Origin of the sequence: Blautia sp. AM28-27, from assembly GCF_003480905.1 — a bacterium.
Classification (GTDB): domain Bacteria; phylum Bacillota; class Clostridia; order Lachnospirales; family Lachnospiraceae; genus Fusicatenibacter; species Fusicatenibacter saccharivorans.
In genome coordinates this window covers 1-23,167 of record NZ_QUJK01000016.1, presented here as the reverse complement: position 1 = coordinate 23,167, position 23,167 = coordinate 1, and the positions used below count along the sequence as shown (strand labels likewise).

At 47.4% G+C, this 23,167-nt stretch carries 19 protein-coding genes and 1 tRNA gene; 9 read left to right on the top strand and 11 right to left on the bottom strand.

All coding sequences use genetic code 11. The features are described 5' to 3' along the window. Window positions 1–2 precede the first annotated feature (2 nt). Window positions 3–866 carry an ABC transporter permease subunit gene (locus tag DW743_RS14780; protein WP_022462025.1) on the bottom strand — a complete coding sequence of 288 codons (864 nt, stop codon included), beginning with the start codon at window positions 864–866 and terminating at the stop codon, window positions 3–5. Further along, window positions 863–1,972 (bottom strand): ABC transporter ATP-binding protein, encoded by a 1,110-nt coding sequence (locus DW743_RS14775; protein ID WP_022462026.1) that lies wholly within the window; start codon window positions 1,970–1,972, stop codon window positions 863–865. The genes DW743_RS14780 and DW743_RS14775 overlap by 4 nt, the downstream gene beginning before the upstream one ends. A 310-nt stretch (window positions 1,973–2,282) precedes the next feature. Between DW743_RS14775 and DW743_RS14770 the strand changes: the two genes are divergently transcribed. Further along, the gene (locus tag DW743_RS14770) at window positions 2,283–3,623 is read left to right on the top strand and encodes an ArnT family glycosyltransferase (RefSeq protein WP_158568583.1); all 1,341 of its coding nucleotides are present in this window, start codon (window positions 2,283–2,285) and stop codon (window positions 3,621–3,623) included. Between the two features lie 161 nt (window positions 3,624–3,784). Here DW743_RS14770 and DW743_RS14765 read toward each other — a convergent pair whose 3' ends face one another. The 9 genes from DW743_RS14765 to rpmH all read right to left on the bottom strand — a co-directional run bounded on the left by DW743_RS14765 (window position 3,785) and on the right by rpmH (window position 12,316). Continuing rightward, window positions 3,785–4,663, bottom strand: a complete 879-nt coding sequence (locus tag DW743_RS14765; RefSeq protein WP_117762025.1) for a hypothetical protein — start codon at window positions 4,661–4,663, stop codon at window positions 3,785–3,787. A gap of 297 nt (window positions 4,664–4,960) precedes the next feature. Next, window positions 4,961–5,686, bottom strand: a complete 726-nt coding sequence (gene rsmG, locus DW743_RS14760) for a 16S rRNA (guanine(527)-N(7))-methyltransferase RsmG (protein ID WP_117762026.1) — start codon at window positions 5,684–5,686, stop codon at window positions 4,961–4,963. 124 nt (window positions 5,687–5,810) lie between these two features. Continuing rightward, the gene (gene mnmG, locus DW743_RS14755) at window positions 5,811–7,682 is read right to left on the bottom strand and encodes a tRNA uridine-5-carboxymethylaminomethyl(34) synthesis enzyme MnmG (protein ID WP_117762027.1); all 1,872 of its coding nucleotides are present in this window, start codon (window positions 7,680–7,682) and stop codon (window positions 5,811–5,813) included. Between the two features lie 130 nt (window positions 7,683–7,812). Further along, a complete protein-coding gene (gene mnmE / locus DW743_RS14750) occupies window positions 7,813–9,201 on the bottom strand; it encodes a tRNA uridine-5-carboxymethylaminomethyl(34) synthesis GTPase MnmE (protein ID WP_117762028.1) in 1,389 nt (462 codons plus the stop codon). Window positions 9,202–9,372: 171 nt separating this feature from the next. After that, window positions 9,373–10,197, bottom strand: coding sequence for an RNA-binding cell elongation regulator Jag/EloR (gene jag, locus DW743_RS14745; RefSeq protein WP_117762029.1), 825 nt, complete (start codon window positions 10,195–10,197; stop codon window positions 9,373–9,375). 13 nt (window positions 10,198–10,210) lie between these two features. Continuing rightward, window positions 10,211–11,506: a YidC/Oxa1 family membrane protein insertase gene (gene yidC, locus DW743_RS14740; protein ID WP_117510648.1), complete on the bottom strand. Its 1,296-nt coding sequence runs from the start codon at window positions 11,504–11,506 to the stop codon at window positions 10,211–10,213. 23 nt (window positions 11,507–11,529) lie between these two features. Continuing rightward, a complete protein-coding gene (gene yidD / locus DW743_RS14735) occupies window positions 11,530–11,739 on the bottom strand; it encodes a membrane protein insertion efficiency factor YidD (protein WP_022462271.1) in 210 nt (69 codons plus the stop codon). Next, complete coding sequence (rnpA, locus tag DW743_RS14730; RefSeq protein ID WP_117762030.1) at window positions 11,736–12,083, bottom strand: ribonuclease P protein component; 348 nt, start codon at window positions 12,081–12,083, stop codon at window positions 11,736–11,738. The genes yidD and rnpA overlap by 4 nt, the downstream gene beginning before the upstream one ends. Window positions 12,084–12,181: 98 nt before the next feature. Beyond that, window positions 12,182–12,316 (bottom strand): 50S ribosomal protein L34, encoded by a 135-nt coding sequence (rpmH, locus tag DW743_RS14725; RefSeq protein WP_005952426.1) that lies wholly within the window; start codon window positions 12,314–12,316, stop codon window positions 12,182–12,184. A 707-nt stretch (window positions 12,317–13,023) separates the two neighbouring features. Here rpmH and dnaA point away from each other — a divergent pair. The 8 genes from dnaA (at window position 13,024) to DW743_RS14685 (ending at window position 22,824) form a co-directional block, all read left to right on the top strand. Further along, window positions 13,024–14,364, top strand: coding sequence for a chromosomal replication initiator protein DnaA (gene dnaA, locus DW743_RS14720; protein ID WP_022462273.1), 1,341 nt, complete (start codon window positions 13,024–13,026; stop codon window positions 14,362–14,364). A 342-nt stretch (window positions 14,365–14,706) separates the two neighbouring features. Further along, window positions 14,707–15,816, top strand: coding sequence for a DNA polymerase III subunit beta (dnaN, locus tag DW743_RS14715; RefSeq protein WP_117762031.1), 1,110 nt, complete (start codon window positions 14,707–14,709; stop codon window positions 15,814–15,816). 122 nt (window positions 15,817–15,938) lie between these two features. Continuing rightward, entirely contained in the window at window positions 15,939–16,148 is a 210-nt protein-coding gene (locus DW743_RS14710) for an RNA-binding S4 domain-containing protein (RefSeq protein WP_022462275.1), read from the top strand. Window positions 16,149–16,188: 40 nt separating this feature from the next. Next, on the top strand, window positions 16,189–17,286 hold the full coding sequence (recF, locus tag DW743_RS14705; protein WP_117762032.1) for a DNA replication/repair protein RecF: 1,098 nt from the start codon (window positions 16,189–16,191) through the stop codon (window positions 17,284–17,286). After that, window positions 17,287–19,218 carry a DNA topoisomerase (ATP-hydrolyzing) subunit B gene (gene gyrB / locus DW743_RS14700; protein WP_055221593.1) on the top strand — a complete coding sequence of 644 codons (1,932 nt, stop codon included), beginning with the start codon at window positions 17,287–17,289 and terminating at the stop codon, window positions 19,216–19,218. It begins immediately after the preceding gene. A gap of 30 nt (window positions 19,219–19,248) precedes the next feature. After that, window positions 19,249–21,756 carry a DNA gyrase subunit A gene (gene gyrA / locus DW743_RS14695; RefSeq protein ID WP_117762033.1) on the top strand — a complete coding sequence of 836 codons (2,508 nt, stop codon included), beginning with the start codon at window positions 19,249–19,251 and terminating at the stop codon, window positions 21,754–21,756. A gap of 74 nt (window positions 21,757–21,830) precedes the next feature. Further along, window positions 21,831–22,535, top strand: coding sequence for a lysophospholipid acyltransferase family protein (locus tag DW743_RS14690; RefSeq protein ID WP_117762034.1), 705 nt, complete (start codon window positions 21,831–21,833; stop codon window positions 22,533–22,535). Window positions 22,536–22,736: 201 nt separating this feature from the next. Then, window positions 22,737–22,824 (top strand) — tRNA-Ser (locus DW743_RS14685). Window positions 22,825–23,167 lie beyond the last annotated feature (343 nt).

The following is a 23,167-nucleotide window of genomic DNA, read 5'->3' as shown; positions in this document are numbered from 1 at the left end:
TCCTAATTCCAGCGTTTCTTCTGCAGGGACTGCATTGCAAGGAAAGTGCAGATTGCAATGACGGACAGGTAGTAAACAACACCGCCAATGTCCAGAATACCGTTCACAAAGTTATCCATATGGCCTGCCATGTTGAATACACCGAGCAGATCCTGGATTTTGCCCTCGAGAAGGGTGGATTTTGTGAAGTAAACTGCCGTCAGCGCGCCTTCGCCGATCACGGCAATCACACCTGTAATGATCGGGTTTTTAATCATACTGCCGATCCAGAGGCATACCAGTGCAATGATGATAAAGAAAGCAAAGAAAGAGCTTCCGGCTCCTTCCGGGAAGAAGTTTGCGATACCGCTCTCCACGTAGCACAGGAACAGGATCACAAAGCCGACAACGGCTGCGATGACCTGGCTCTCGGTGATGGAGGAAACGAACACACCGACCGAAATATAGGCTGCTCCCAGCAGGAAATAGCCAAGGATCGAAGTGTAGGATACAGCGTAGGAAACTGTTCCGTGGGTTCCAAGAAGCAGCGGATACAGGCACATAATCAGCACTGGAATCACATAAATGGTGAGAAGCGCCAGATATTTTCCAAGGATAATATCGGAAATTTTTACCGGTGCGGTAAGGAGCAGCTGATCCGTCTTATTTTTCTGCTCCTCCGACAGGACACGCATTGTCAGAACCGGTACTGCGATCAGCAGAATAAATGCGGAATTCTGCAGCGCGTATCCGATCTCCGGGTAACCCTGCTGCAGATTGATGGCCGTAAAATACAGGCCGAACAGCGCCAGAGTAAACGCCATAAACAGATATCCGATCATGCTTGTCAGATAGCTTTTTAACTCTTTTTTATAAATCGCCGTCATTGTGCGTCTCCCTCCTCCTGTTTTGTTTCAGCGGCTGATTCCGCTGCATCTGTGCTTTTTTCTTCAGACGTTTCCCCGACAGCCGTTTTGTCTGCTTCTGGTTCACATTCTTTTTCACATTCTTTTTGTTTCAGCTGTTCTTTCTCTGCTTTTTTCAGCTTTCTTGCAGCCTTTCCGGAATCATCGGTCAGCTCCAGGAAGACGTCTTCCAGAGACATCGAGGAGGAAGTCAGCTCGAGGATCGGGCAGTTGGCCTTTGCCAGTGCATAGAACAGCTCCTCGCGGATATCCTTATCCTTTTCCGTGGTAATTTTTACCTTAATCTGCTCCTCATTCGGCGTATTTTCATATTGGATCTCTTTTGCATCGAGCGCATTAAGCGCCGGAACCAGCTGCTTTCTCGTTCCGTGAACGGTACATGTAACCGTGTTTGATCCAAGCATCAGTTTACTTAAGTTTTCCGGGGTATCACTCGCAACGAGCTGTCCCTTTGCAATAATCATGACGTAATCGCAGACAGCGCTGACCTCGGAGAGGATGTGGGAACTTAAGATAACGGTATGTTTTTTACCCAGTGATTTGATCAGGTCGCGGATCTCAATGATCTGCTTGGGATCCAGGCCTACCGTCGGCTCATCGAGGATGATGATCGGCGGATAACCGAGCACTGCCTGTGCCAGTCCGACCCTCTGTCGGTATCCTTTCGACAGGTTCTTGATCAGACGGTTCTGCATATCGGTGATCTTCACCAGATTCATGACCTCAAGAATCTGTTTCTTTCTCTGATCCTTTGGAATTTTCTTTAATTCCGCCACGAATTTCAGATATTCCAGAACGGTCATGTCCGTGTAGACCGGCGGCAGCTCCGGCAGATAGCCGATGCATTTCTTTGCCTCCTCCGGCTCCTCCAGGATATTGTGGCCGTTGATCAGCACCTCGCCCTCCGTAGATGCCAGATAGCCGGTGATGATGTTCATGGTCGTTGATTTTCCGGCACCGTTTGGGCCAAGAAAACCATAGATCTGGCCTTCTTCTACGGTAAAACTCAGGTTGTTGACAGCTACGTGGTCGCCATAGCGTTTCACCAGATTTTTAACCTCTATCAATGTTCCTTCCTCCTTGTTTCTTAAAGCAGTCCCAGCCCGCCCTTGGGGGTGAAAGAGCCGGAGATGCTCTCATTTTCTAAAGACACTTTATCTTATTCTGAAAATGTGATAATTTGCTGGAAAATTTGTGAAAAAACAGTGAAGCCATGGAGCAGTTTGTTTGTTTTTCGACGAAAAATCAATTTCTTTTACCATAAGAATCATGTATACTATAACGTATCCGCGGACGGACGCTTTTCCATTTTTGTTCCGCCGCAAAATATTACGCCGGACTTTTTCCCGTCCGGGACTGGAGATTTTAGGAGACTCTATGAATAAAAAAGACTACTACTGGGCCAAGTATATGCTGATTTTCGGCTTTTTCTGCATCTCTTTTGGCACCTCGATTTTCCTGAAAACCGAACACGCCCCCGATGAGGCGATGCGGATGCTGATTCCGGAATACATCGTCTCACACCACACACTGCCGAACGGCATGGAAGAATCGGTGCGCCATCCGCTGTGGGGATTCTCCTATGCGCTGTATCCGTATCTGACCGCGATCATCAGCTCCGTGTTTATGGCCATTACATCGCTGTTTACGAAAAGTGCAGCGGCTCTTTTAACTGCCGCCCGCCTCACCAGCGTCCTTTCCGGCACCGGCACACTGATCGTTGTCTTTCTGATCGGAGAAGAGCTCTTTGAACGCCGCGAATCGGCACTGCTTGGCGGTATTTTCGTCGGTTTCCTGCCGCAGTTCGTGTTCCTCTCCTGCTATGTAAACAACGACTCGTTCGCCGTTTTCACGGTCGCACTGATCATCTATTTCTGGATTCGCGGCATGAAAAGCGCATTCTGCAAAAAAGACTGTATCGGCCTGGGAGCAGGCTGCGGACTCTGCGCGCTGTCGTACTATAACGCCTACGCGTACCTGCTGTGCAGCATTCTGCTGTTCTTCGCGCTGATGATTCATTTCCGGAAACCGGCAAAAGAAATTTTTGTCAAAGCGCTGGCTGTTTTCGCTATCGCCTTCCTGATCGGCGGCTGGTTCTTCATCCGCAATGCCGTCATCCACGACGGCGATCTGCTCGGCATGCGCACCTCGAATGAATCCGCAGCGCTGTACGCAGCCGATGAATACAAACCAGAGAATCGTCAGACCCCGGCATCCGAAGGCTGGAACTTCCAGCAGACGTATTTACAGACCCCGGAGGGCCGCACCTCCAACTGGCTGTTCTCGACCGTCAGCAGCTTCATCGGCTCGTTCTCCTACATGACCGTCCATCTCCCGATGGTGCTTTATCTGCTGTACGGCGCCCTGATGGCATTCGGATTCCTAGTGTTTTTGTTCCTCGGCATGGTTCCGCACTGGTTCCACAAAAAGCCGCAGCTTCTCCTCTTTGTGATGCTGTTCCTCGCCTGCCTGGTCACGCTGTTCATGGACATGTACAACACGTATTTCAGCGACTACCAATCGCAGGGCCGTTACCTGATGCCGGCGCTCGTCCCTCTGATGATCTGGATCGACGACGGCTACTCTTCTCTCACCGCGAAACTTCCCGCCGAGTGGAAGCGCGCCTCCTGCCATCTGACACTCCTGCCTGGAACGATCTGGCTGGTACTGTTCCTCATCAGCTACATCGGATTTCTGATTCCGGGCTGCTGTGTATAAAAAATTTGTAACGCAGTAATTCACGTTCTGCCGTGCTGAATTTTTGGCATTATTTTCCGGAATTTCTATAAAAAACAGGTGCTGTCTCTTTTTCTCAGATAGCACCTGTTTCTTCGTTACAAGCTTTTCGTTTTTAGATATGTTTCATCCGGGCTTCCCTTTCACTTTCTTTGTTTCCTTTTAATTGCCAAACCAGCTATAATACCAACTGCCAGAATCCCAATTCCTAAAATAATTACCAACATCTTATTTTGATGTTTCACCGGCTGATTTGCAACATCAAGGACAATATTGGTTCCTCCTTGTGCATCGTCAGTTTCGATATAAGACGAATCAGCAACTGCGGCAACAACCGCAGCATAACTATATGCATGGAATTCTTCTTCACCATCAAGTCTATCTTCCGCTATTTCCGAACTATCTGTAAGACACGCTGCAGCATCTTCACGTCCCGGTATCAGATACTCCATTTGCGTTTCCGTGAATGTAATCCAGACCGGAAAACGAATTGGATCTACTCCTCCAACAAGTCGAAACTTATAATTGTCCCATACAATATCTGGGTTTGCAGCAAGTGAAATATTTAATTGTTCTATATAGGTCGGCGTATCGTCTAATTCATATCCTCTGGCTCCACTTATGTGCCATTGATCAATCGGTTGTCCATCTTCCCCATTTGCCCTTACCGCACATGCTTCATACAAATGTCCATATGCTCTAATCGGGATAATCCAAATATAATCGCTTTGTTCTAACGCGCTTTCTACTTCGGACACAGAAAGAAGTTCTGAGGTCAAAAGTGGCGTATCAATATACTCTTTTAATGCATTATCAAAATCAATATCCGATACACGGATTCCCTCCTCAAACGGATCCTCAACAGGTCCTCCATTTGTAATAGACACAATTTCATCAGCCAGCTCAACTATTTTTTCATAATCTTCAGATTCCGATAGTATTTCAAGTTTAGATGCCGATACAGTAGATGCTGATATCATAATTCCAATGAAGCAAACAAATATTTTTAATATTTTCCTCATGCCATTCCCCCCTATCATATTTTCTTTTACGTTTCACAATCGATCTATTTATCTCATCATACACTGATATAATTTTTTTAACAATTATCATATTTTCACAAAATATTCAGCGCAAAATACTGCAAATAGGAGAATTGTTTTTTTTGCTCAAAAGTGTAATTTTCCAGACATTTAATCGTATATATACATAAAAAATCAGAAGAGGTTATTATGCCAACTTACTCGGCATAACAATCTCTTCTGATTTCACCTTTTACACTTTTGTTTCTTTTTTAGCTTTCTCAAAAAATCTATTCTTTACTGAATCGGCTCCTTCGCCGGTGTTCCCGCTTTTCTCGGGTACTTTTTCGGCGTTGCCTTCCCCTTCTCGATACAGACAAACGATCTCTCATCCTCCGTTCCTGTAAGCTGGAAATAAACCGGCTCTTTTGCCTCGCCGCCGAGCACATGAATCGCTTTTTGAGCTGCGGCAAGCTCCTCATTCAATTTGCCCGATTTATACGAAACAAACCGTCCGCCCACCTTCACATACGGCAGACAGTACTCCGAAAGCGAGCTTAAATTCGCCACTGCCCGCGATACCACGAGATCAAACTGCTCCCGGTAATCCTTCTGGCGTGCGAAATCCTCGGCTCTTCCGTGAACCGCCGTAATCTTCGAAAGGCCAAGCTGTCCGATCACCTCATTCAGGAATTTCACTCTCTTATTCAGTGAATCCAGCAATACAACTTCCACCTCCGGAAACGCGATTTTCAGTGGGATTCCCGGAAAACCGGCTCCCGTTCCCACATCGAGAATGCGTCCCGCCTGTGCCACATCACAGACCTTCACCAGCGACAGGCTGTCGAGGAAATGCTTCGTAATCACCTGATCAAACTCCGTAATCGCCGTCAGATTCATAAACGAGTTCCACTCCACCAGCAGCTCATAATACTGCAGGAACTGCGTCTTCTGCTGTTCGGAAAGTGTGATTCCAAGCTCAAAAAGGCCGCGCTCAAATCCTTCAAGATTGTATTCTTTCATGTTGTTCTCCGTTCTTCTCTATTCTTCCAAGTGCCCGCTGCACTTTTTGTTACGATCCACGCAGCGCGAAAGCACTTGCTGTTTCGCTGCATAAGAACGTAATTCAGGCATGCATATCTGCCCTTTATTTATGTCCCAGATACACCAGCAGAACCGAAATATCCGCCGGGGAAACGCCTGAAATACGGGACGCCTGGCCGATGTTGATCGGGCGGTACAGGTTCAGCTTCTGTTTCGCCTCGATACGCAGACTCTGAATCTCGTCGTAATTGATATTCTCCGGGATCTTCTTCTCTTCCATCTTCTTGAACTGCTCCACCTGCTTCATCTGGCGCTTGATGTAGCCGTCGTACTTGATGTTGATGTTGACCTGCTCCTGTACATCCTCCGGCAGCTCGGGTCTTTTCGGATCTACTTCCGCCAGCATCTTATAATTCAGTTCAGGTCTCCGGATCAGCTCTGCGAGCGAACTTCCGCCGGAAAGCAGCGTCGATCCATACTCTTCCAGAAGCTCATTGATGTTCGAGCTCGTTCCCACATACGTATTCTCCACGCGCTCAATCTCTTCCTGAATCTGCTGTTCTTTTACTTTCAGTGCCGCATACTGCTCCTCGCTGATCAGTCCCACGCGGTATCCGTATTTGCGCAGACGCAGGTCCGCATTGTCCTGGCGGAGCAGCAGACGATATTCCGCGCGGCTCGTCATCATTCGGTACGGCTCGTGGTTCTCTTTCGTTACGAGGTCATCGATCAGAACACCGATGTACGACTCGGAACGGTCGAGCACCAGCTCCTCTTTTCCCTGCACGCGGAGCGCCGCATTGATGCCCGCGATCAGGCCCTGTGCCGCAGCTTCCTCGTATCCTGAACTGCCGTTAAACTGGCCGCCGGAAAACAGATTTTTGATCGCCTTGAACTCCAGGGACGGCAGAAGCTGTCTCGGGTTGATACAGTCATACTCGATCGCATACGCATTCCGCACAATTTTTGCATGCTCCAGACCCGGCACGGTGTGATACATCGCAATCTGCACATCCTCCGGCAGTGAACTCGACATGCCACCGACGTACATCTCGTTTGTATATCTTCCCTCTGGCTCCAGGAACACCTGGTGGCGGTTTTTATCGGCAAATTTTACGACTTTATCCTCAATCGAAGGACAGTACCGCGGACCAGTTCCCTCGATCATGCCGGAATAGAGCGGCGACCGGCTGAGATTTTCGCGGATGATTTTGTGCGTCTCCTCGTTCGTATACGTCAGCCAGCAGGATTCCTGATCGATCTGTACACTCTCCGGATCGGTCGAGAACGAGAACGGCACAACCCGCTCATCGCCGAACTGCTCTTCCATCTTGGAGAAGTCGATGCTCCGCTTGTCGATACGCGCCGGTGTTCCTGTTTTAAAGCGCACCATCTCCACGCCGTTTGCCTTCAGCGAATCCGTCAGATGTGTTGCCGCCTGCAGGCCATTCGGTCCCGTATATGTGCTCACATCACCGTAAATGCACCGCGCATTCAGGTAAACACCGGTACAGAGCACTGCAGCCTTGCAGTGGTAAATTGCACCGGAAACGGCTTTTACGCCCGTCAGAACGCCGTCTTCCACGATCAGCTCCGCAATCTCCATCTGGCGGATCGTCAGATGATCGGTATTTTCGAGAACCTCGCGCATCGACTGGCTGTACGCCCGCTTGTCTGCCTGCGCACGCAGCGAATGCACCGCCGGTCCCTTTGATTTATTCAGCATTTTCGACTGAATAAACGTTTTATCAATATTTTTACCCATCTCGCCGCCGAGCGCGTCGATCTCTTTTACGAGGTGTCCCTTCGAGGTGCCTCCGATGTTCGGGTTGCACGGCATCATGGCGATGCTGTCGACACTTACCGTAAATACAACCGTTTCCAGCCCCATCCGCGCTGCCGCAAGCGCTGCCTCGCATCCCGCATGGCCTGCGCCGATGACGGCAATATCAATTGTTTCTTCTAAAACTGCCATTTTTCTTTTATCCTCTTTCTCTATCTACAGCTTTGAATTTTGCCTTAAGCTTTTTCTACTCTGTCAAAATCCGGCTGTCGTTCCTTGTAACTCTATTCCGGCAGATCTTCGTAATCTGCATTTGCTGCCTTTATTTACCTGTACAGAACTTGCTGAAAATCTCATTCACAAGGTCCTCTCCCACCGCCTCACCGATGATCGAACCCAGCTCCTCATACGCATTCATAAGATCAATGGAAAAGAAATCCTCCGGCATACCCATTTCGATGCTTTCTGCCGTCAGTTCCAGACTCTTTTTTGCTGCAAGAAGCGCCTGCTTGTGGCGCGCATTCGTGATGTAAACCTCATCGTTGAACGAAATTTCGCCCTGGAAAAACATCTTTTTCATCTGTTCCTCCAGCTCTTCCATACCCGTCTCTTCCCGCGCGGAAATGCTGATGACCGGAGCGCCTGTTTTCTGCTCCATCTCCTCTTTTTCGATCACAGCAGTCAAATCCGACTTATTCAACAGCACAATCGCCTTGCGCCCTTTCAGGATTTCCATGATTTTTGCATCATTCTCATCAAGCGGCACGGATGCATCCACCACGTAGAGAATCAGATCCGCGTCCTTTGCATGCTCCAAAGCACGGTCCACACCGATTTTCTCGACCGTATCCGCCGTTTTTCGAATACCCGCCGTATCCAGAATCCGAAGGGAAATGCCCTTTAAGACCAGATTTTCCTCGAGCACGTCGCGTGTCGTTCCGGCGATATCCGTCACAATCGCTTTTTCCTCGCCTGCCAGCAGATTTAAAAGCGATGATTTTCCGGCATTCGGTTTTCCAAGGATCACCGTCTTGATGCCCTCCTGGATCATCTTGCCTTCATCCGCAGATGCAAGCAGCTTTTCCACCTCCTTTTTCTGCTCCGCAACAACCTGGGCCAGCTGCTTTGGATACCCGTCCAGGCTGATGTGCTCCGGGTCATCGAGCGCCGACTCGATAAATGCTATCTCGTAAATCAGCTTCTTGCGGATTGCCCGGATCGCCTTTTTCACCGTTCCGCGAAGCTGGCTCTCGGAGCTTTTTAAGGCATAGGCACTTTTCGCCGAAATGACATCCATGACCGCTTCGGCCTGCGTCAGATCCATTCTTCCGTTCAGAAACGCCCGTTTCGTAAACTCGCCCGGATCTGCCGCCCGCGCGCCCGCATGTAAGACTGCCTCAAGCACCTTTTTTACCGCCAGCACACCTCCGTGACAGTCGATCTCGACGGTATTTTCACCTGTATATGTTTTCGGTCCTTTCATTACCATGACAAGGACCTCATCAATCACTTCCTCCCCTTCGGTAATCCAGCCATAATGAATGGTGTGCGATTTGACCGTAGAAAGCTTTTTTCCTTCTTTTTTTGCACGGAATACGCGATCCGCCACTTCGAATGCATCGTTTCCGCTGATTCTTACAATACCAATTCCCGCCGGCGCCATCGCTGTGGACACTGCGGCAATTGTATCATCCAAATGAAATCCTGCCATTGTTTCCAGTCCTTTCTAAAACCTCTCTTTTTGGGGATCCCAGTATTCAGATCCACATTTTTTCTTTCCTTTCGCATGGCTCTGAATAGTTCCATTTTAGCAGAAAACCAGAAAAGACGGTACCCCGTATTTTACACAGGTACCGTCTTTTTGCATATTTTTTACGCTTTCTTATCGTTTCGGCGCTACAACAACGTGGCGATATGGCTCGCTGCCCTCGCTGTAGGTCTCCACAAATTTATTTCCCTGCAGTGCAGAGTGGATGATTCTTCTCTCGTAAGGATTCATTGGCTCCAGAGAAACCGGTCTTCTGGTCTTTTTCACTTTGTAAGCGATGTTTCTTGCCAGGTTTTCCAGTGTTTCTTTTCTGCGCTTGCGGTAATTTTCCGTATCAAGTTTGACACGAACGTAATCCTTCTGCTCTTTATTGACTACAAGGCTGGTCAGATACTGAAGGGAATCCAGCGTCTGTCCTCTTTTTCCGATCAGGATGCCCATATCCTCACCGGCAAAATCAACTTCAAGAGAACCGTTCTCGGCATTGTACTCCATCTTGATCTCAACCGGGAGCTCCATGGCTTTGAATACACCGCTTAAGAACTCAAGTGCCGTTGCCTTGATCTGGGCGATTTCCTCGTCTGTTCTCTGAACTACTTCACGCTCTTCTCTTGGCTCGAAGCGTCTTGCAGTTTCTGCCTGACGCGGAGCAGATTTTCTTTCCGTTTCTTTCTTTACAGCTTCTTTTTTCGGCGCTTCCTTTACCGGTGCAGGAGCTGCCTCTTTTTTCTCTGGTTTCTGGGGTGCTTCCGGTTCTTTTTCCGGTGCGGCTTTTACAGCGGCACGGATCACAGCCGGTTTACTTCCGATTCCAAAGAATCCGGAACTGCCTTCGCTGATGACCTGGATCTCCAGTTTATCGCTGGCAGCCTGAAGCTCGATGCAGGCTTTTGTAATGGCGTCGTCCACGGTTTTTGCGGATACTTCGATAAACTCCATAAAGATTTACCCCCTATTTTTTCTTTTTGCTGTTCTTTTCATCAAACTGTTTTACCATGTTTGCTTTCGCAGCGATGCTTCCGGCGCGGTATTCCTGATTACTGTTGTAATACTCAGTCGAAGCTTTTCTTGCTGCCTCTTTTTCCTCAGCAGACGGCTCTTCGTTCTCCTGTACCTGAATATTACGCACACTCTGCGTTGCAGCCTGTGTGATTTTCTGCGGCGGAAGGCCGGCTTTTTCTCTCTTCTTTGCAGCTTTTTCTTGGTTTTTGCGGATCACCTCATCCATGTCAATGGAAGACATATGACGGTTGATCACAATCTGCTGTACGCTTCGAACAAGCGCACCTGCAATCCAGTAAATACCAATACCGATGGAGAACGATAAACACATAAATGCGGAGAAAACAGGCATTACCGTGTTCATGGTCTTCATAGAATTTTCCATGGAGTTTGCTGTCTTATTTCCGTTGTTGGAAGATGGTGCCTGCGGCATCAGCTTGTAATTCAGCCACTGGGTAAACCATGCCAGAACCGGCACCAGAATTGCTCCTACAATCAGAAGAGCAGATCCGTTTGCCATACCCTCGCGGATGACATCCATCGGAGACTGTGTGATATTAAATCCAAGGAACATGTTGATATGCTTGGACTCCGCGGCGGTTTTTGTAATGGTATCCGCAATACCGGAGAACTCGCTGATATCGGCCAGCTTCGTCCACTGGGACGGTTTCAGCACATAAAACATGTCCAGAAGGTTATTTTCGGTTAATGTTTCACTTACTTTACTGTACATGGTAACACGGTTATCTGTGATAAACTGTGTCAGGATGTCAGAATATCCTGATACACCCATCATCTGTGTTGTCAGTCCCTGGAATACATTGCGGACACTTCCGATATATCCCGGAATATGATAGATAACCTGGTACAGTGCAAGCAGAATCGGCATCTGAACCAGCAGTGTACTGCAGCTTCCTGTCGGGGAGACACCGTATTTCTGATAAACTGCCATGGTTTCTTCAGATTTTTTCATCTGAGAAGCCTGGTCTTTTTTGTTCTGATATTTCTTTTCAATTCTCTGCAGATCCGGCTGCATTACGCTCATCATCTTCGACATCTTCTGCTGCTTGATCTGAAGCGGCGTCAGAACGAGATAAATGATAATCGTATACAGAATAATCGCAATACCGATGTTCGGAATTCCAATTTTTTCCAGGCAAAAATAAATTCCATTGATCAGCCAGCCGAGGATCTGGCATACCCACCCGATAATCGGCCACGTTGACTTACTCAGTACGATATCCAAAACGTCTTTTCCTCCTTATTTATCTACGGCACAGGGTCGTAACCTCCGTGTGAAAACGGGTTACATCTCAGTATTCTCCATAATGCCAGCAGACTTCCTTTGAAAGCACCATATTTCTGAATCGCTTCCAGCCCGTACTGCGAGCAGGTCGGCGTATAAGGGCAGTGCACCCTCTTCAGAGGAGACAGGTACTTCTGATAAAACCGGATACCTTTTATCAATACCGTCTTCATTTTTCTGTTTCCTTTAATATATGATGCAGTTTTCCCAGATGCAAAAGTGCTCCCTCTATCTCGAAATACGTACAGTTTTTTGCATTAACTCTTACGATCACAACTACATCCATTCCACACTGAAATTCCTCTTCATGCAGACGATAACTCTCCCGGATCAGTCTCGCCAGATGGTGGCGCACAACGCTGTTTCCAACCTTTTTACTTACTGAAATTCCAATCCGGTTCTGTCCCAGCTGATTTTTCTTCACATACATGACCAGAAATCGGTTTGCAAACGATGTTCCCTGCTTATAAACCAGCTGAAAATCTCTGTTTTTTTTCAGGCTTTCCGAATATTTCATGAATCCATTCTTTCCTTCATGATTTGTCTAAATTTTCTTTTCATTGAATAGCTTTAGATAGAAGAAAAGACCACATAAATTTTATGCGGCCTTTGGTTTTATGCTGATAATTTTTTTCTTCCTTTTAATCTTCTTGCAGCTAAAACTTTTCTTCCACCTTTTGTGCTCATTCTTGCTCTGAATCCGTGAACTTTAGCTCTGGATCTTTTTTTCGGCTGAAATGTCATTTTCATAAGATAAGGCACCTCCTTTAAATTCTAATCAATAACTGCCTGCAAGGCAGTATTTCACTACATGTATGACAGAAAACATCATTTCAATTATATTCATAAACCCCCATTTCGTCAACCCTAAAATCAATAATTTTCGCAGTTTTTTCGGGAAAAATGCCGCTCTGACGCGGTTTTCCGGTCTGCCGCTGCCCGTGCCTTCCGTGTGCTGATTTTCGGTTTATCCACAACTTATCCACACTGTCCGCCGCACGCGTACAAATACCAGTTCGATTTTTGTGCTTTCCACACGATATCTTGTAACCGTAATCAACATTATCCACAATCTGTGGATAACCTTGTGGATAACTTTCGGTTTTGCTGTGTACAACCTGTGGGCATTTCCAATTTTTCCAGTATTTACGCTATGTATAATGTGTATATAAGTTTTCCAGACTTTACACATTTCGGTTTTTCCAGCCCTCTATCCACAATTTTATCAACATAAGATTCCCTGTTATCCACAAACTATCCTCCATTTTATCAACAGGAAAATTTTTTACACATTCTGTGGATAAAAAAATAATTATCCACATTTTTGGGTTGAATAAAACGGCATTTTATTATATCATATAGAAGTAAAAATGCGACTATTCGGGGAAAATTTCGTTTTTCAGACAGAAGTTATCCCCAAAAAGCAATGATTATAGAAGCGGAGCGACAGAAAAAGCATGGAAATCGTACAAGATAAATGGAAAGAAATACTGCAGAGAGTGCGGGACGAGCACGAATTATCTGAGATCTCCTTTACTACATGGATTGAACCACTTACGATCCATTCGGTTGAGGACAATCTGATCACAATCCTGGTTCCATCCGAAAAAATGGGTCTCGATTACGTGAGCAAAAAATATACTCTTCCTATTAAAGTGGCCATCGCGGAAATCACAGGTGTCAACTATGAGATCCGCTTTATTCTTCCGGAAGAAGTGAAACAGGAAAAAGCGCCTGCTCCCGTCCAGAAAAATCTCTATGTGCCGAACCTGAATCCAAAGTATACCTTTGATACCTTCGTGGTCGGCAGCAATAACAAATTTGCCCATGCAGCTTCTCTCGCCGTGGCCGAATCCCCGGGAGAAATCTACAATCCGCTGTTTTTATACGGTGGTGTTGGACTGGGCAAAACCCATCTGATGCACTCGATCGCACATTTTATTCTTCAAAAGAACCCGTCTTCGCGGATTCTCTACGTAACGAGTGAAGAATTTACCAATGAAGTCATCGAGGCCATCCGAAACAGTAACAACACCGCAATGACCAAATTCCGTGAGAAATACCGCAATATCGACGTACTTCTCATCGATGATGTGCAGTTTATTATAGGAAAGGAATCCACGCAGGAAGAGTTTTTCCATACCTTCAATACGCTGCACGGCGCCAACAAACAGATCATCCTTTCTTCGGATCGTCCCCCGAAAGACATGGATATCCTGGAAGACCGCATCCGTTCCCGTTTCGAATGGGGACTCCTTGCCGATATCCAGAGCCCGGATTATGAGACGCGAATCGCCATTCTCCGAAAGAAACAGGAATTAGACGGCTATTCCGTCAGCGACGATGTGATCGAATACATCGCTTCCAATATTAAATCGAACATCCGTGAGTTGGAAGGCGCTCTCAACAAAATCATTGCATACGCAAACCTTGAAAAACGTGAAATCAACATTGATCTTGCAGAGCAGGTGCTGCGCGACATCATCTCCCCGAACGAGAAGAAGGTGATCACGCCGGAATTTATCATCGACACCGTTGCAGATCACTTCGATATTACGCCGTCCGACATTGTCGGCAGCAAGCGGAGCAGCAAAATCGTATTCCCGCGCCAGATCGCAATGTATCTGTGCCGCGAAATGCTCGATGCCCCGCTGACCGGAATCGGAAAAATGATGGGCGACCGCGATCATACCACTGTCATGCACGGCATTGAAAAGATCGAAAAGGAAATGAGTGCCAAAGACAGTGTCCGCAACACGGTAGATATCTTAAAGAAGAAGATTAACCCGTCTAAATAAGCGGCAGAGCTGTAACTCTGTCAAAACAGTTCGAACCGATCTACATTTATATAAGAAAAAACGCATCGGTTTACAGGCCCTTATTTATGCACAAACCGATGTGGAAAGCCTGTGGATGAATTGTGGACAAATTTGGAGCCTGAAGTTATCAACATTTCATACACAGGTTCACGTTCGATTATTCACAGAGTTATACAGATCCATTTTTCCAGTATTTCCGCATTCTCGAAGGGGTTATCCACATATCCACAGCCCCTACGACTAAGACTACGGATTTTTACTATATTTTTTCTTTATAAGCATACTCACCCAGCCGTGAGGAAAGGAGAGTTATCCACAATTATGAAATTAGTGTTTGACAAAGCAGACCTTGTAAAAAGCGTTGCCATTGCGATGAAAGCTGTTTCCGGTAAAACTACGATGCCAATTCTGCAGTGTATCCTGATTGATGCATCTTCCAGCCAGATCAAGTTTACCTCCAACGATATGGAACTCGGAATTGAGACCCTTGTCACAGGTATGATTCTGGAACGCGGTGTTGTTGCTCTGGATGCAAAGATTTTTTCTGAGATTGTAAGAAAACTTCCGGATAATCAGGTTACAATAGAGACAGATGAAAACCTGGTAACAACAATTACCTGCGAAAAAGCAAAATTCAATATTCCGGGACAGTCAGGAGAAGATTTTTCCTATCTGCCGATTCTGGAAACTTCTGACTGTGTTTCGATTTCCCAGTTCACCTTAAAAGAACTGATCCGTCAGACCATTTTCTCCATTGCAGCCAATGAGAACAACAAACTGATGACCGGTGAGCTTTTTGAAATCAAAGATAACACACTTCGCGTCGTATCTCTGGACGGACACCGTATTGCGATCCGCAGAATTGAGCTGAAAGATTCGTATCCGGACCGAAAAGTCGTTGTTCCGGGAAAAACCCTGAACGAAATCAGCAAAATTCTGTCCGGCGAGATGGATGATCAGATTGATATTTACTTCTCGGAAAACCACATTATGTTCAAGTTCGATGATACAACGGTCGTTTCCAGACTGATCGACGGTGAATATTTCCGCATCGACCAGATGCTTTCGAGTGATTACGAGACAAAAGTGACGATCAACAAAAAAGAATTCTTAAGCTGTATCGACCGTGCGACGCTTCTTGTCAAAGAAGGCGACAAAAAACCGATCATCATCGACATCCAGGATGGAGCGATGGAACTGCAGATCAACTCCGCGATGGGTTCCATGAAAGAAGAGATCGATATCAACAAAGAAGGCAAGGATATTATGATCGGTTTTAACCCGAAATTCCTGATCGATGCACTTCGTGTTATTGACGACGAGGAGATTTCGATTTATCTGGTCAACCCGAAGGCTCCATGTTTTATCCGGAACGAAGAAGAGAGCTATATCTACCTGATTCTGCCGGTAAACTTCAATTCCGTGAGATAAGTCACATAAGTTTGAAATCTGCCGGAACCTTTTCTGAAAGAACTTTCAGCGGTTTTACAGCCACACAGGTTGAAAACTGCGAACTTACGTGAGGAAAAGGCACGGCAGTGCAGGAGGAAAAAATGGAAATTATTACGCTGCGTGAAGATTACATCAAACTGGGCCAGGCATTAAAAGCTGCGGCTCTGGTAGAAGACGGCGTGGAAGCAAAGCTCGTCATCAAGGACGGCGAAGTGACCGTAAACGGTGAAGTAGACACCCGCCGCGGCCGCAAGCTCTATGACGGAGATGTTGTCTGCTACAATGGAAATGAGATACAAATTAAAAAATAAGGCTTAAAAACTTAAGCTGATTTTTCACGGACGAGTGCTCATGTATATCAAATCTTTAGAACTGAAGAACTATCGGAATTATGAGAGTTTATGCATAAATATCAGCCCCGGAACGAATATTCTCTACGGCGACAATGCCCAGGGAAAGACGAATATTCTCGAGGCTTTATATCTCGCGGGTACGACAAAATCGCACCGTGGCAGCAAGGACCGCGAAATCATCCAGTTTGACCGGGAGGAAGCCCATATCCGGATGATGGTGGAGCGGAACGGCAGCACGCATAAAATCGATATGCATCTGAAAAAAAATAAATCCAAGGGAATCGCCATCGATGGAGTTCCGATCCGCAAAGCGTCGGAACTTTTTGGCATTGTAAATATTGTGTTTTTCTCTCCGGAGGATCTGAATATCATCAAAAACGGTCCTGCGGAGCGCCGGCGTTTCCTGGATAGCGAAATTTGTCAATTGTCAAGACTATACATGATCGAGCTTGCCAATTATAATAAAGTGGTGGCGCAGAGAAACAAGCTGCTTAAAGAGATTTCGTTTTCCGGCAGAATGGCGGATACACTCGAGATCTGGGATGAGCAGATGATCCGCTATGGAAAAAGCATTATTTCCGAGCGGAAAAAGTTTATCAGCCGCCTGAATGATATTTTATCCGAGATCCATCAGAATCTGACCGGGGGAAAGGAACAGATTCTGATTACCTATGAACCGAATGTGTCCGAGGAAGGGTTTTCCGAAGAGTTAAAAGCCGGAAGAGAGCGTGATCTGCGTTTCGGACAGTCCTACACCGGGCCGCACCGGGACGATTTCTGTGTGCGGGTCAACGACATTGATATCCGTAAATACGGTTCCCAGGGGCAGCAGAGGACGGCGGCGCTTTCGCTGAAACTGGCGGAGATCCGTCTGGTCGAGGAGGAAATTCACGATACACCGGTTTTACTGCTGGATGATGTTTTGTCGGAGCTGGACGGCAGCCGGCAGAATTATCTTCTGCAGAGCATTCACAGCATACAGACACTGATTACCTGTACCGGACTGGACGAGTTTGTCGAAAATCATTTTGAGGCAAACAGCGTATTCCAGGTGGTCGAGGGATCTGTGTTTCACAAAGAAACAGGAGGAATCTAAATGAGTACAGAGAACATGGAAAAGACAGAGTATGGTGCAGACCAGATTCAGATTCTGGAGGGTCTGGAAGCCGTACGGAAGCGCCCAGGTATGTATATCGGCAGTACCTCCGCACGGGGACTTCACCATCTGGTTTATGAGATTGTCGACAACTCGGTAGACGAGGCACTGGCAGGATACTGCAAAAATATTGACGTTACGATTAACCCGGACAACTCCATCACTGTCATCGACGACGGCCGTGGTATTCCGGTCGGCATCAATCATAAGTCGGGCCTTCCGGCCGTTGAGGTTGTCTTTACGGTGCTGCACGCAGGCGGAAAGTTCGGCGGCGGAGGGTACAAGGTATCCGGCGGTCTGCACGGCGTTGGTGCATCCGTTGTAAATGCGCTGTCCAACTGGCTTGAGGTGCGCGTTTATCACGATGGAAAGGTTTACTTCCAGCGGTATGAGCGCGGAAAAACCATGAATAAGCTGGAGGTCATCGATACCTGTCCGATCGAAAAAACAGGTACCGAGGTCCGTTTCCTGCCGGATGACACGATGTTCGAGGAGACGGTTTATGATTACGACGTTTTAAAAACAAGACTCCGCGAGACCGCATTCCTGACCAAGGGACTGCGCATTGTTCTGCGCGATCTGCGCACGGATCCGGTAGTGGAAAAAGCATTCCACTACGAGGGCGGTATCAAAGAGTTTGTCAGCTACCTGAACAAGAGCAAAACGGCGCTCTACCCGGACATCATCTACTGCGAGGGAGAAAGAGACGGCGTTCTCGTTGAGGTTGCGATGCAGCACAACGATTCCTATCAGGAAAATACGTACGGTTTTGTCAACAACATTACGACGCCGGAGGGCGGTACCCATATCGTGGGATTCCGGAATGCGCTGACGAAAACCTTTAATGAATATGCAAGAGCAAATAAACTGTTAAAAGACAGCGAACCGAACCTGACCGGAGAAGACATCCGCGAGGGTATGACGGCGATTGTCAGCATCAAAATCGAGGAGCCGCAGTTCGAGGGCCAGACAAAGCAGAAACTTGGAAACAGCGAGGCGAGAGGAGCAGTCGACAATATCGTGAGCACCCAGCTCGAGCTGTTCCTGGAACAGAACCCGGCTGTCGCAAAAACGATCATTGAAAAGTCCCTGCTTTCCCAGCGTGCGAGAGAGGCTGCAAGAAAAGCGCGTGACCTGACGAGAAGAAAATCCGCACTGGACGGTATGTCCCTGCCTGGAAAACTGGCAGACTGCACCGACAAGGATCCGAAAAACTGTGAGATCTTCCTGGTCGAGGGAGATTCCGCGGGCGGTTCCGCAAAATCCGCGAGAAGCCGTGCAACGCAGGCGATCCTGCCTCTGCGTGGAAAAATCCTGAATGTAGAGAAAGCACGTCTCGATAAAATTTATGCCAATGCCGAGATCAAAGCGATGATTACGGCATTCGGAACCGGAATCCACGACGATTTCGATATCACCAAACTGCGCTACGACAAGATCATCATCATGACCGATGCCGATGTCGACGGCGCGCACATCGACACACTGATGCTGACGTTCCTGTACCGCTTCATGCCGGAGCTGATCAAACAGGGCCACGTTTACCTGGCACAGCCGCCGCTGTTCAAGATTGAGAAAAACAAAAAAGTATGGTACGCATACGATGACGATCAGATGAATCAGATCCTCAATGAGATCGGACGCGGAGATAATAAGATCCAGCGTTACAAAGGACTGGGAGAGATGGATGCGGAGCAGCTCTGGGAGACCACCATGGACCCAGAACGCCGTGTTCTGCGCCGCGTTGTGTTCGATGAAGAGTATTCTTCTGAAATTGATCTTACCTTCAATACGCTCATGGGCGACAAGGTAGAACCGCGCCGTGACTTTATCGAAGAGAGAGCAAAATACGCAAACAACCTGGATATCTAAAAAGTCCTGTGAACTGAAGTGGAGGAAAAGATGGAAGATAATGTTTTTGATAAAATTCACGAGGTCGATCTGAAAGACACGATGGAGGAATCCTACATCAACTATGCGATGAGCGTAATTGCATCCCGTGCACTTCCAGACGTCCGCGATGGCTTAAAGCCGGTACAGAGACGTATTCTGTACTCCATGAGTGAACTGAACAATACGCCGGATAAGCCGCACCGTAAGTGCGCGCGTATCGTCGGTGATACGATGGGTAAATATCACCCGCACGGCGACAGCTCTATCTACGGAGCACTCGTCAACATGGCACAGGACTGGGCAACCCGTTATCCGATGGTGGACGGCCATGGAAACTTCGGTTCCGTCGACGGCGACGGCGCTGCGGCTATGCGATACACCGAGGCACGTTTAAGCAAAATCTCGATGGAGATGCTGGCGGATATCAACAAAGACACCGTAGACTTCGCCCCGAACTTTGATGAAACCGAAAAAGAGCCTGTTGTTATGCCGGCCCGCTACCCGAACCTTCTGGTAAACGGTACTTCCGGTATCGCAGTCGGTATGGCAACGAACATCCCGCCGCACAATCTGCGCGAGGTGGTAAGTGCCATTGTAAAAATTATTGATAATATCATCGAGGAGGACCGTACGACAGATCTCGAGGAGATTCTCAGCATTGTAAAAGGCCCTGACTTCCCGACCGGAGCAGAAATCCTCGGCACCCGCGGCATCGACGAGGCCTACCGTACCGGCCGCGGTAAAATCCGTGTTCGTGCGGTATCAAACATCGAGACACTGCCGAACGGAAAGAGCGAGATCATCGTAACCGAGATCCCGTACATGGTAAACAAGGCGCGCCTGATCGAGAACATCGCCGCGCTGGTAAGAGATAAAAAGATCGACGGCATCACCGGCATTGCGGACCACTCCAACCGTGAGGGTATGCGCATCTGTATCGAACTGCGCCGCGACGCCAATGCAAACGTCATCTTAAACCAGCTGTACAAACATACCCAGATGCAGGATACCTTTGGTGTGATCATGCTTGCACTGGTAAACAATCAGCCGAAAGTCATGAACCTTCTGGAGATGCTGACGTATTATCTGCAGCACCAGGAAGAGGTTGTGACGAGAAGAACGAAATACGACCTGAACAAAGCGCAGGAGAGAAGCCATATTCTGGAAGGACTCTTAAAAGCGCTTGACCATATTGACGAAGTGATCCATATCATCCGTGCATCCGCGAATGCGGCAGAGGCAAAGAAGAACCTGATGGAACGCTTCGATCTGAGTGATGCCCAGGCCCAGGCAATCGTAGACATGCGTCTGCGCGCTCTGACCGGTCTGGAACGGGAGAAGCTCGAGAACGAGTACAAAGAGCTGATGGCGCGCATCGAGCAGTTAAAAGCCATCCTCGCAGACCGCAAGGTGCTTCTTGGCGTTATCCGCAGGGAGATTCTGACCGTATCCGAAAAATACGGCGATGACAGAAGAACTTCCATCGGCTTTGATGAGTACGATCTCTCCATGGAGGATCTGATTCCGCGCGAGAATACCGTCATCACCATGACGAAACTGGGCTATATCAAACGTATGACCGTTGACAACTTCCGCAGCCAGAACCGCGGCGGCAAGGGAATCAAGGGCATGCAGACCATCGAGGACGACTACATCGAGGAGCTTCTGATGACGACGACCCATCATTACCTCATGTTCTTTACGAATACGGGAAGAGTCTACCGTCTGAAAGCATACGAGATTCCGGAGGCGTCCAGAACCGCAAGAGGAACGGCGATTGTCAACCTTCTCCAGCTGCAGCCGGGAGAGAAGATTACCGCTGTTATTCCAATGCGCAAATATGAGAAGGGCCATTATCTGTTTATGGCAACGAAAAAGGGACTGGTGAAGAAGACGCCGCTCGAAGAGTACGAGAACGTCAGAAAAACGGGTCTTGCTGCCATTGCGCTCCGCGATGATGATGAACTGATTGAAGTTAAGACAACTGATAACGAGAAAGAGATTATTCTGGTAACGAAATTCGGCCAGTGTATCCGCTTCAAGGAAAACGATGTGCGTACGACAGGCCGTGTTTCCATGGGTGTACGCGGCATCAACCTTCTGGACGGCGATGAAGTAGTCGGCATGCAGATCTGCACGCAGGGAGACTATCTCCTTGTCGTATCCGAAAACGGCATGGGCAAACGGACGCCGATGGCAGAGTTTACCGTACAGCTCCGCGGCGGCAAGGGTGTCAAATGCTATAAGATTACCGAAAAGACCGGAAACCTGATCGGTTCCAAGGCAGTCAATGAGGATAATGAGATTATGATGATTACCACAGAGGGAATCATTATCCGTACACCATGCTCCGGCATTTCTGTTATGGGACGTATCACGTCCGGTGTCAAGCTGATGGATGTGGACGGTGAAATCAAGGTTGCCAGCATTGCAAAGGTAAGAGACAAAGAGGCATCCGAGGAGACTCCGGTTTCGGTGGAAGAGACCGAAAGTGCTTCTGAGGAAACGAAGGAATAATACAGCGTCGCAAAACGTGTCTGAGAGAAAAAAGCTCAGGCACGTTTTTCTCGTTTGGGGAAGGGGAGAAAAATATGAAACGAATTTTACTGATGGTGCTGCGGAATCTGCTTCTGGTTCCGTGGATGTGGTGCCGGCTCTGTTACCATGCAGCGCATCCGGACAAGTACAGTCTGGAAGAGCACTTTAAAATGCTGCGCTTTATTGTACAGCGGGCGAACAAAGGCGGAAACGTCATTGTGGAATCCTATGGAGCAGAAAATCTTCCGGAGCAGGACGGTTTTGTGATGTATCCGAATCACCAGGGACTGTACGATGTGCTGGCGATCGCAGGAGCGTGCTCGCGTACCTTTACAGTTGTTGCCAAAAAAGAGGTAGAGCATATTCCGTTTTTAAAACAGGTCTTTGCGTGCATCCACGCGCTGTTTATGGACCGGGAGAATCTGCGGCAGTCAATGCAGGTTATCAATGAGGCGGCCGATGCCGTAAAAGAAGGCAAAAACGTCATTCTGTTTCCGGAAGGAACGAGGAGCAGAAAGGGAAACCAGCTGCTGGAGTTTAAAAGCGGCAGCTTCAAGATCGCAGTAAAAGCAAAATGCCCAATCGTGCCGGTTGCGTTAAAAAACTGTTTTGTTCCGTTTGACTCCAATACCGTCCGTCCCGTAACGGTAGAAGTCCATTTTCTCGACCCGATCCCATACGAGGAATACCAGGGAATGAAGACAACAGAGATTGCCGAGATGGTAAAGAAGAGAATTGAAGCCGTCGTAACCGCGTAGCGGTTTCAGAAAAGAGCGTGATATGCGCTCTTTTCTGCTATTCTGGGGGCTGATTTGGGTTCTGTAAGGCATATTTTCTATAATAGTAAGAAAAAAACAAAAAATTCGAAAAAACGGGTTGACAAGAACGTAAGGTTTTTGTATAATAAACCATGCGTCACGAATGAGTGACTGCACATATCATTTTATATTTAGGCATTTGGAGAAGTACTCAAGTGGCTGAAGAGGCGCCCCTGCTAAGGGTGTAGGTCGGGTAACCGGCGCGAGGGTTCAAATCCCTCCTTCTCCGTTTAAAAGCCAAAAACAAAATGATATTTTTTGTGGAAAAAGTTCTTGACAAACAGTTTCACATCTGATAAGATAGCAGAGTTGGTGATAGGTTTGAAAAAACTAATCCAAAAAATAAATTAAAAAAGTTCTTGACAAAAGCGAATGAGTTTGATAAAATAAACGAGTTGCTGATCGAAAGAACAGCGAAGAAGTTAAAAAAACTTCAAAAAATAAATCAAAAAAGTTCTTGACAAACGAAAAGCTCTGTGGTAAAATAAATGAGCTGATCCGAGTCGGAACAGCAAAGATCCTTGATAATTAAACAATGAAACACATCCTCGAAAGTTCTGAATAAGTAATTC

Coding starts and splice junctions, on each gene's coding strand:
- gyrB (WP_055221593.1), top strand. CDS start 17,287: ATGAGTACAGAGAACATGGAAAAGACAGAGTATGGTGCAGACCAGATT.
- rnpA (WP_117762030.1), bottom strand. CDS start 12,083: ATGAAATATTCGGAAAGCCTGAAAAAAAACAGAGATTTTCAGCTGGTT.
- rsmG (WP_117762026.1), bottom strand. CDS start 5,686: ATGAAAGAATACAATCTTGAAGGATTTGAGCGCGGCCTTTTTGAGCTT.
- gyrA (WP_117762033.1), top strand. CDS start 19,249: ATGGAAGATAATGTTTTTGATAAAATTCACGAGGTCGATCTGAAAGAC.
- mnmE (WP_117762028.1), bottom strand. CDS start 9,201: ATGGCAGGATTTCATTTGGATGATACAATTGCCGCAGTGTCCACAGCG.
- jag (WP_117762029.1), bottom strand. CDS start 10,197: ATGGAGTTTATCGAAGTATCCGCAAAAACCGTGGACGACGCCATTACA.
- dnaN (WP_117762031.1), top strand. CDS start 14,707: ATGAAATTAGTGTTTGACAAAGCAGACCTTGTAAAAAGCGTTGCCATT.
- DW743_RS14690 (WP_117762034.1), top strand. CDS start 21,831: ATGAAACGAATTTTACTGATGGTGCTGCGGAATCTGCTTCTGGTTCCG.
- yidD (WP_022462271.1), bottom strand. CDS start 11,739: ATGAAGACGGTATTGATAAAAGGTATCCGGTTTTATCAGAAGTACCTG.
- dnaA (WP_022462273.1), top strand. CDS start 13,024: ATGGAAATCGTACAAGATAAATGGAAAGAAATACTGCAGAGAGTGCGG.
- recF (WP_117762032.1), top strand. CDS start 16,189: ATGTATATCAAATCTTTAGAACTGAAGAACTATCGGAATTATGAGAGT.
- DW743_RS14765 (WP_117762025.1), bottom strand. CDS start 4,663: ATGAGGAAAATATTAAAAATATTTGTTTGCTTCATTGGAATTATGATA.
- mnmG (WP_117762027.1), bottom strand. CDS start 7,682: ATGGCAGTTTTAGAAGAAACAATTGATATTGCCGTCATCGGCGCAGGC.
- DW743_RS14710 (WP_022462275.1), top strand. CDS start 15,939: ATGGAAATTATTACGCTGCGTGAAGATTACATCAAACTGGGCCAGGCA.
- DW743_RS14780 (WP_022462025.1), bottom strand. CDS start 866: ATGACGGCGATTTATAAAAAAGAGTTAAAAAGCTATCTGACAAGCATG.
- rpmH (WP_005952426.1), bottom strand. CDS start 12,316: ATGAAAATGACATTTCAGCCGAAAAAAAGATCCAGAGCTAAAGTTCAC.
- DW743_RS14770 (WP_158568583.1), top strand. CDS start 2,283: ATGAATAAAAAAGACTACTACTGGGCCAAGTATATGCTGATTTTCGGC.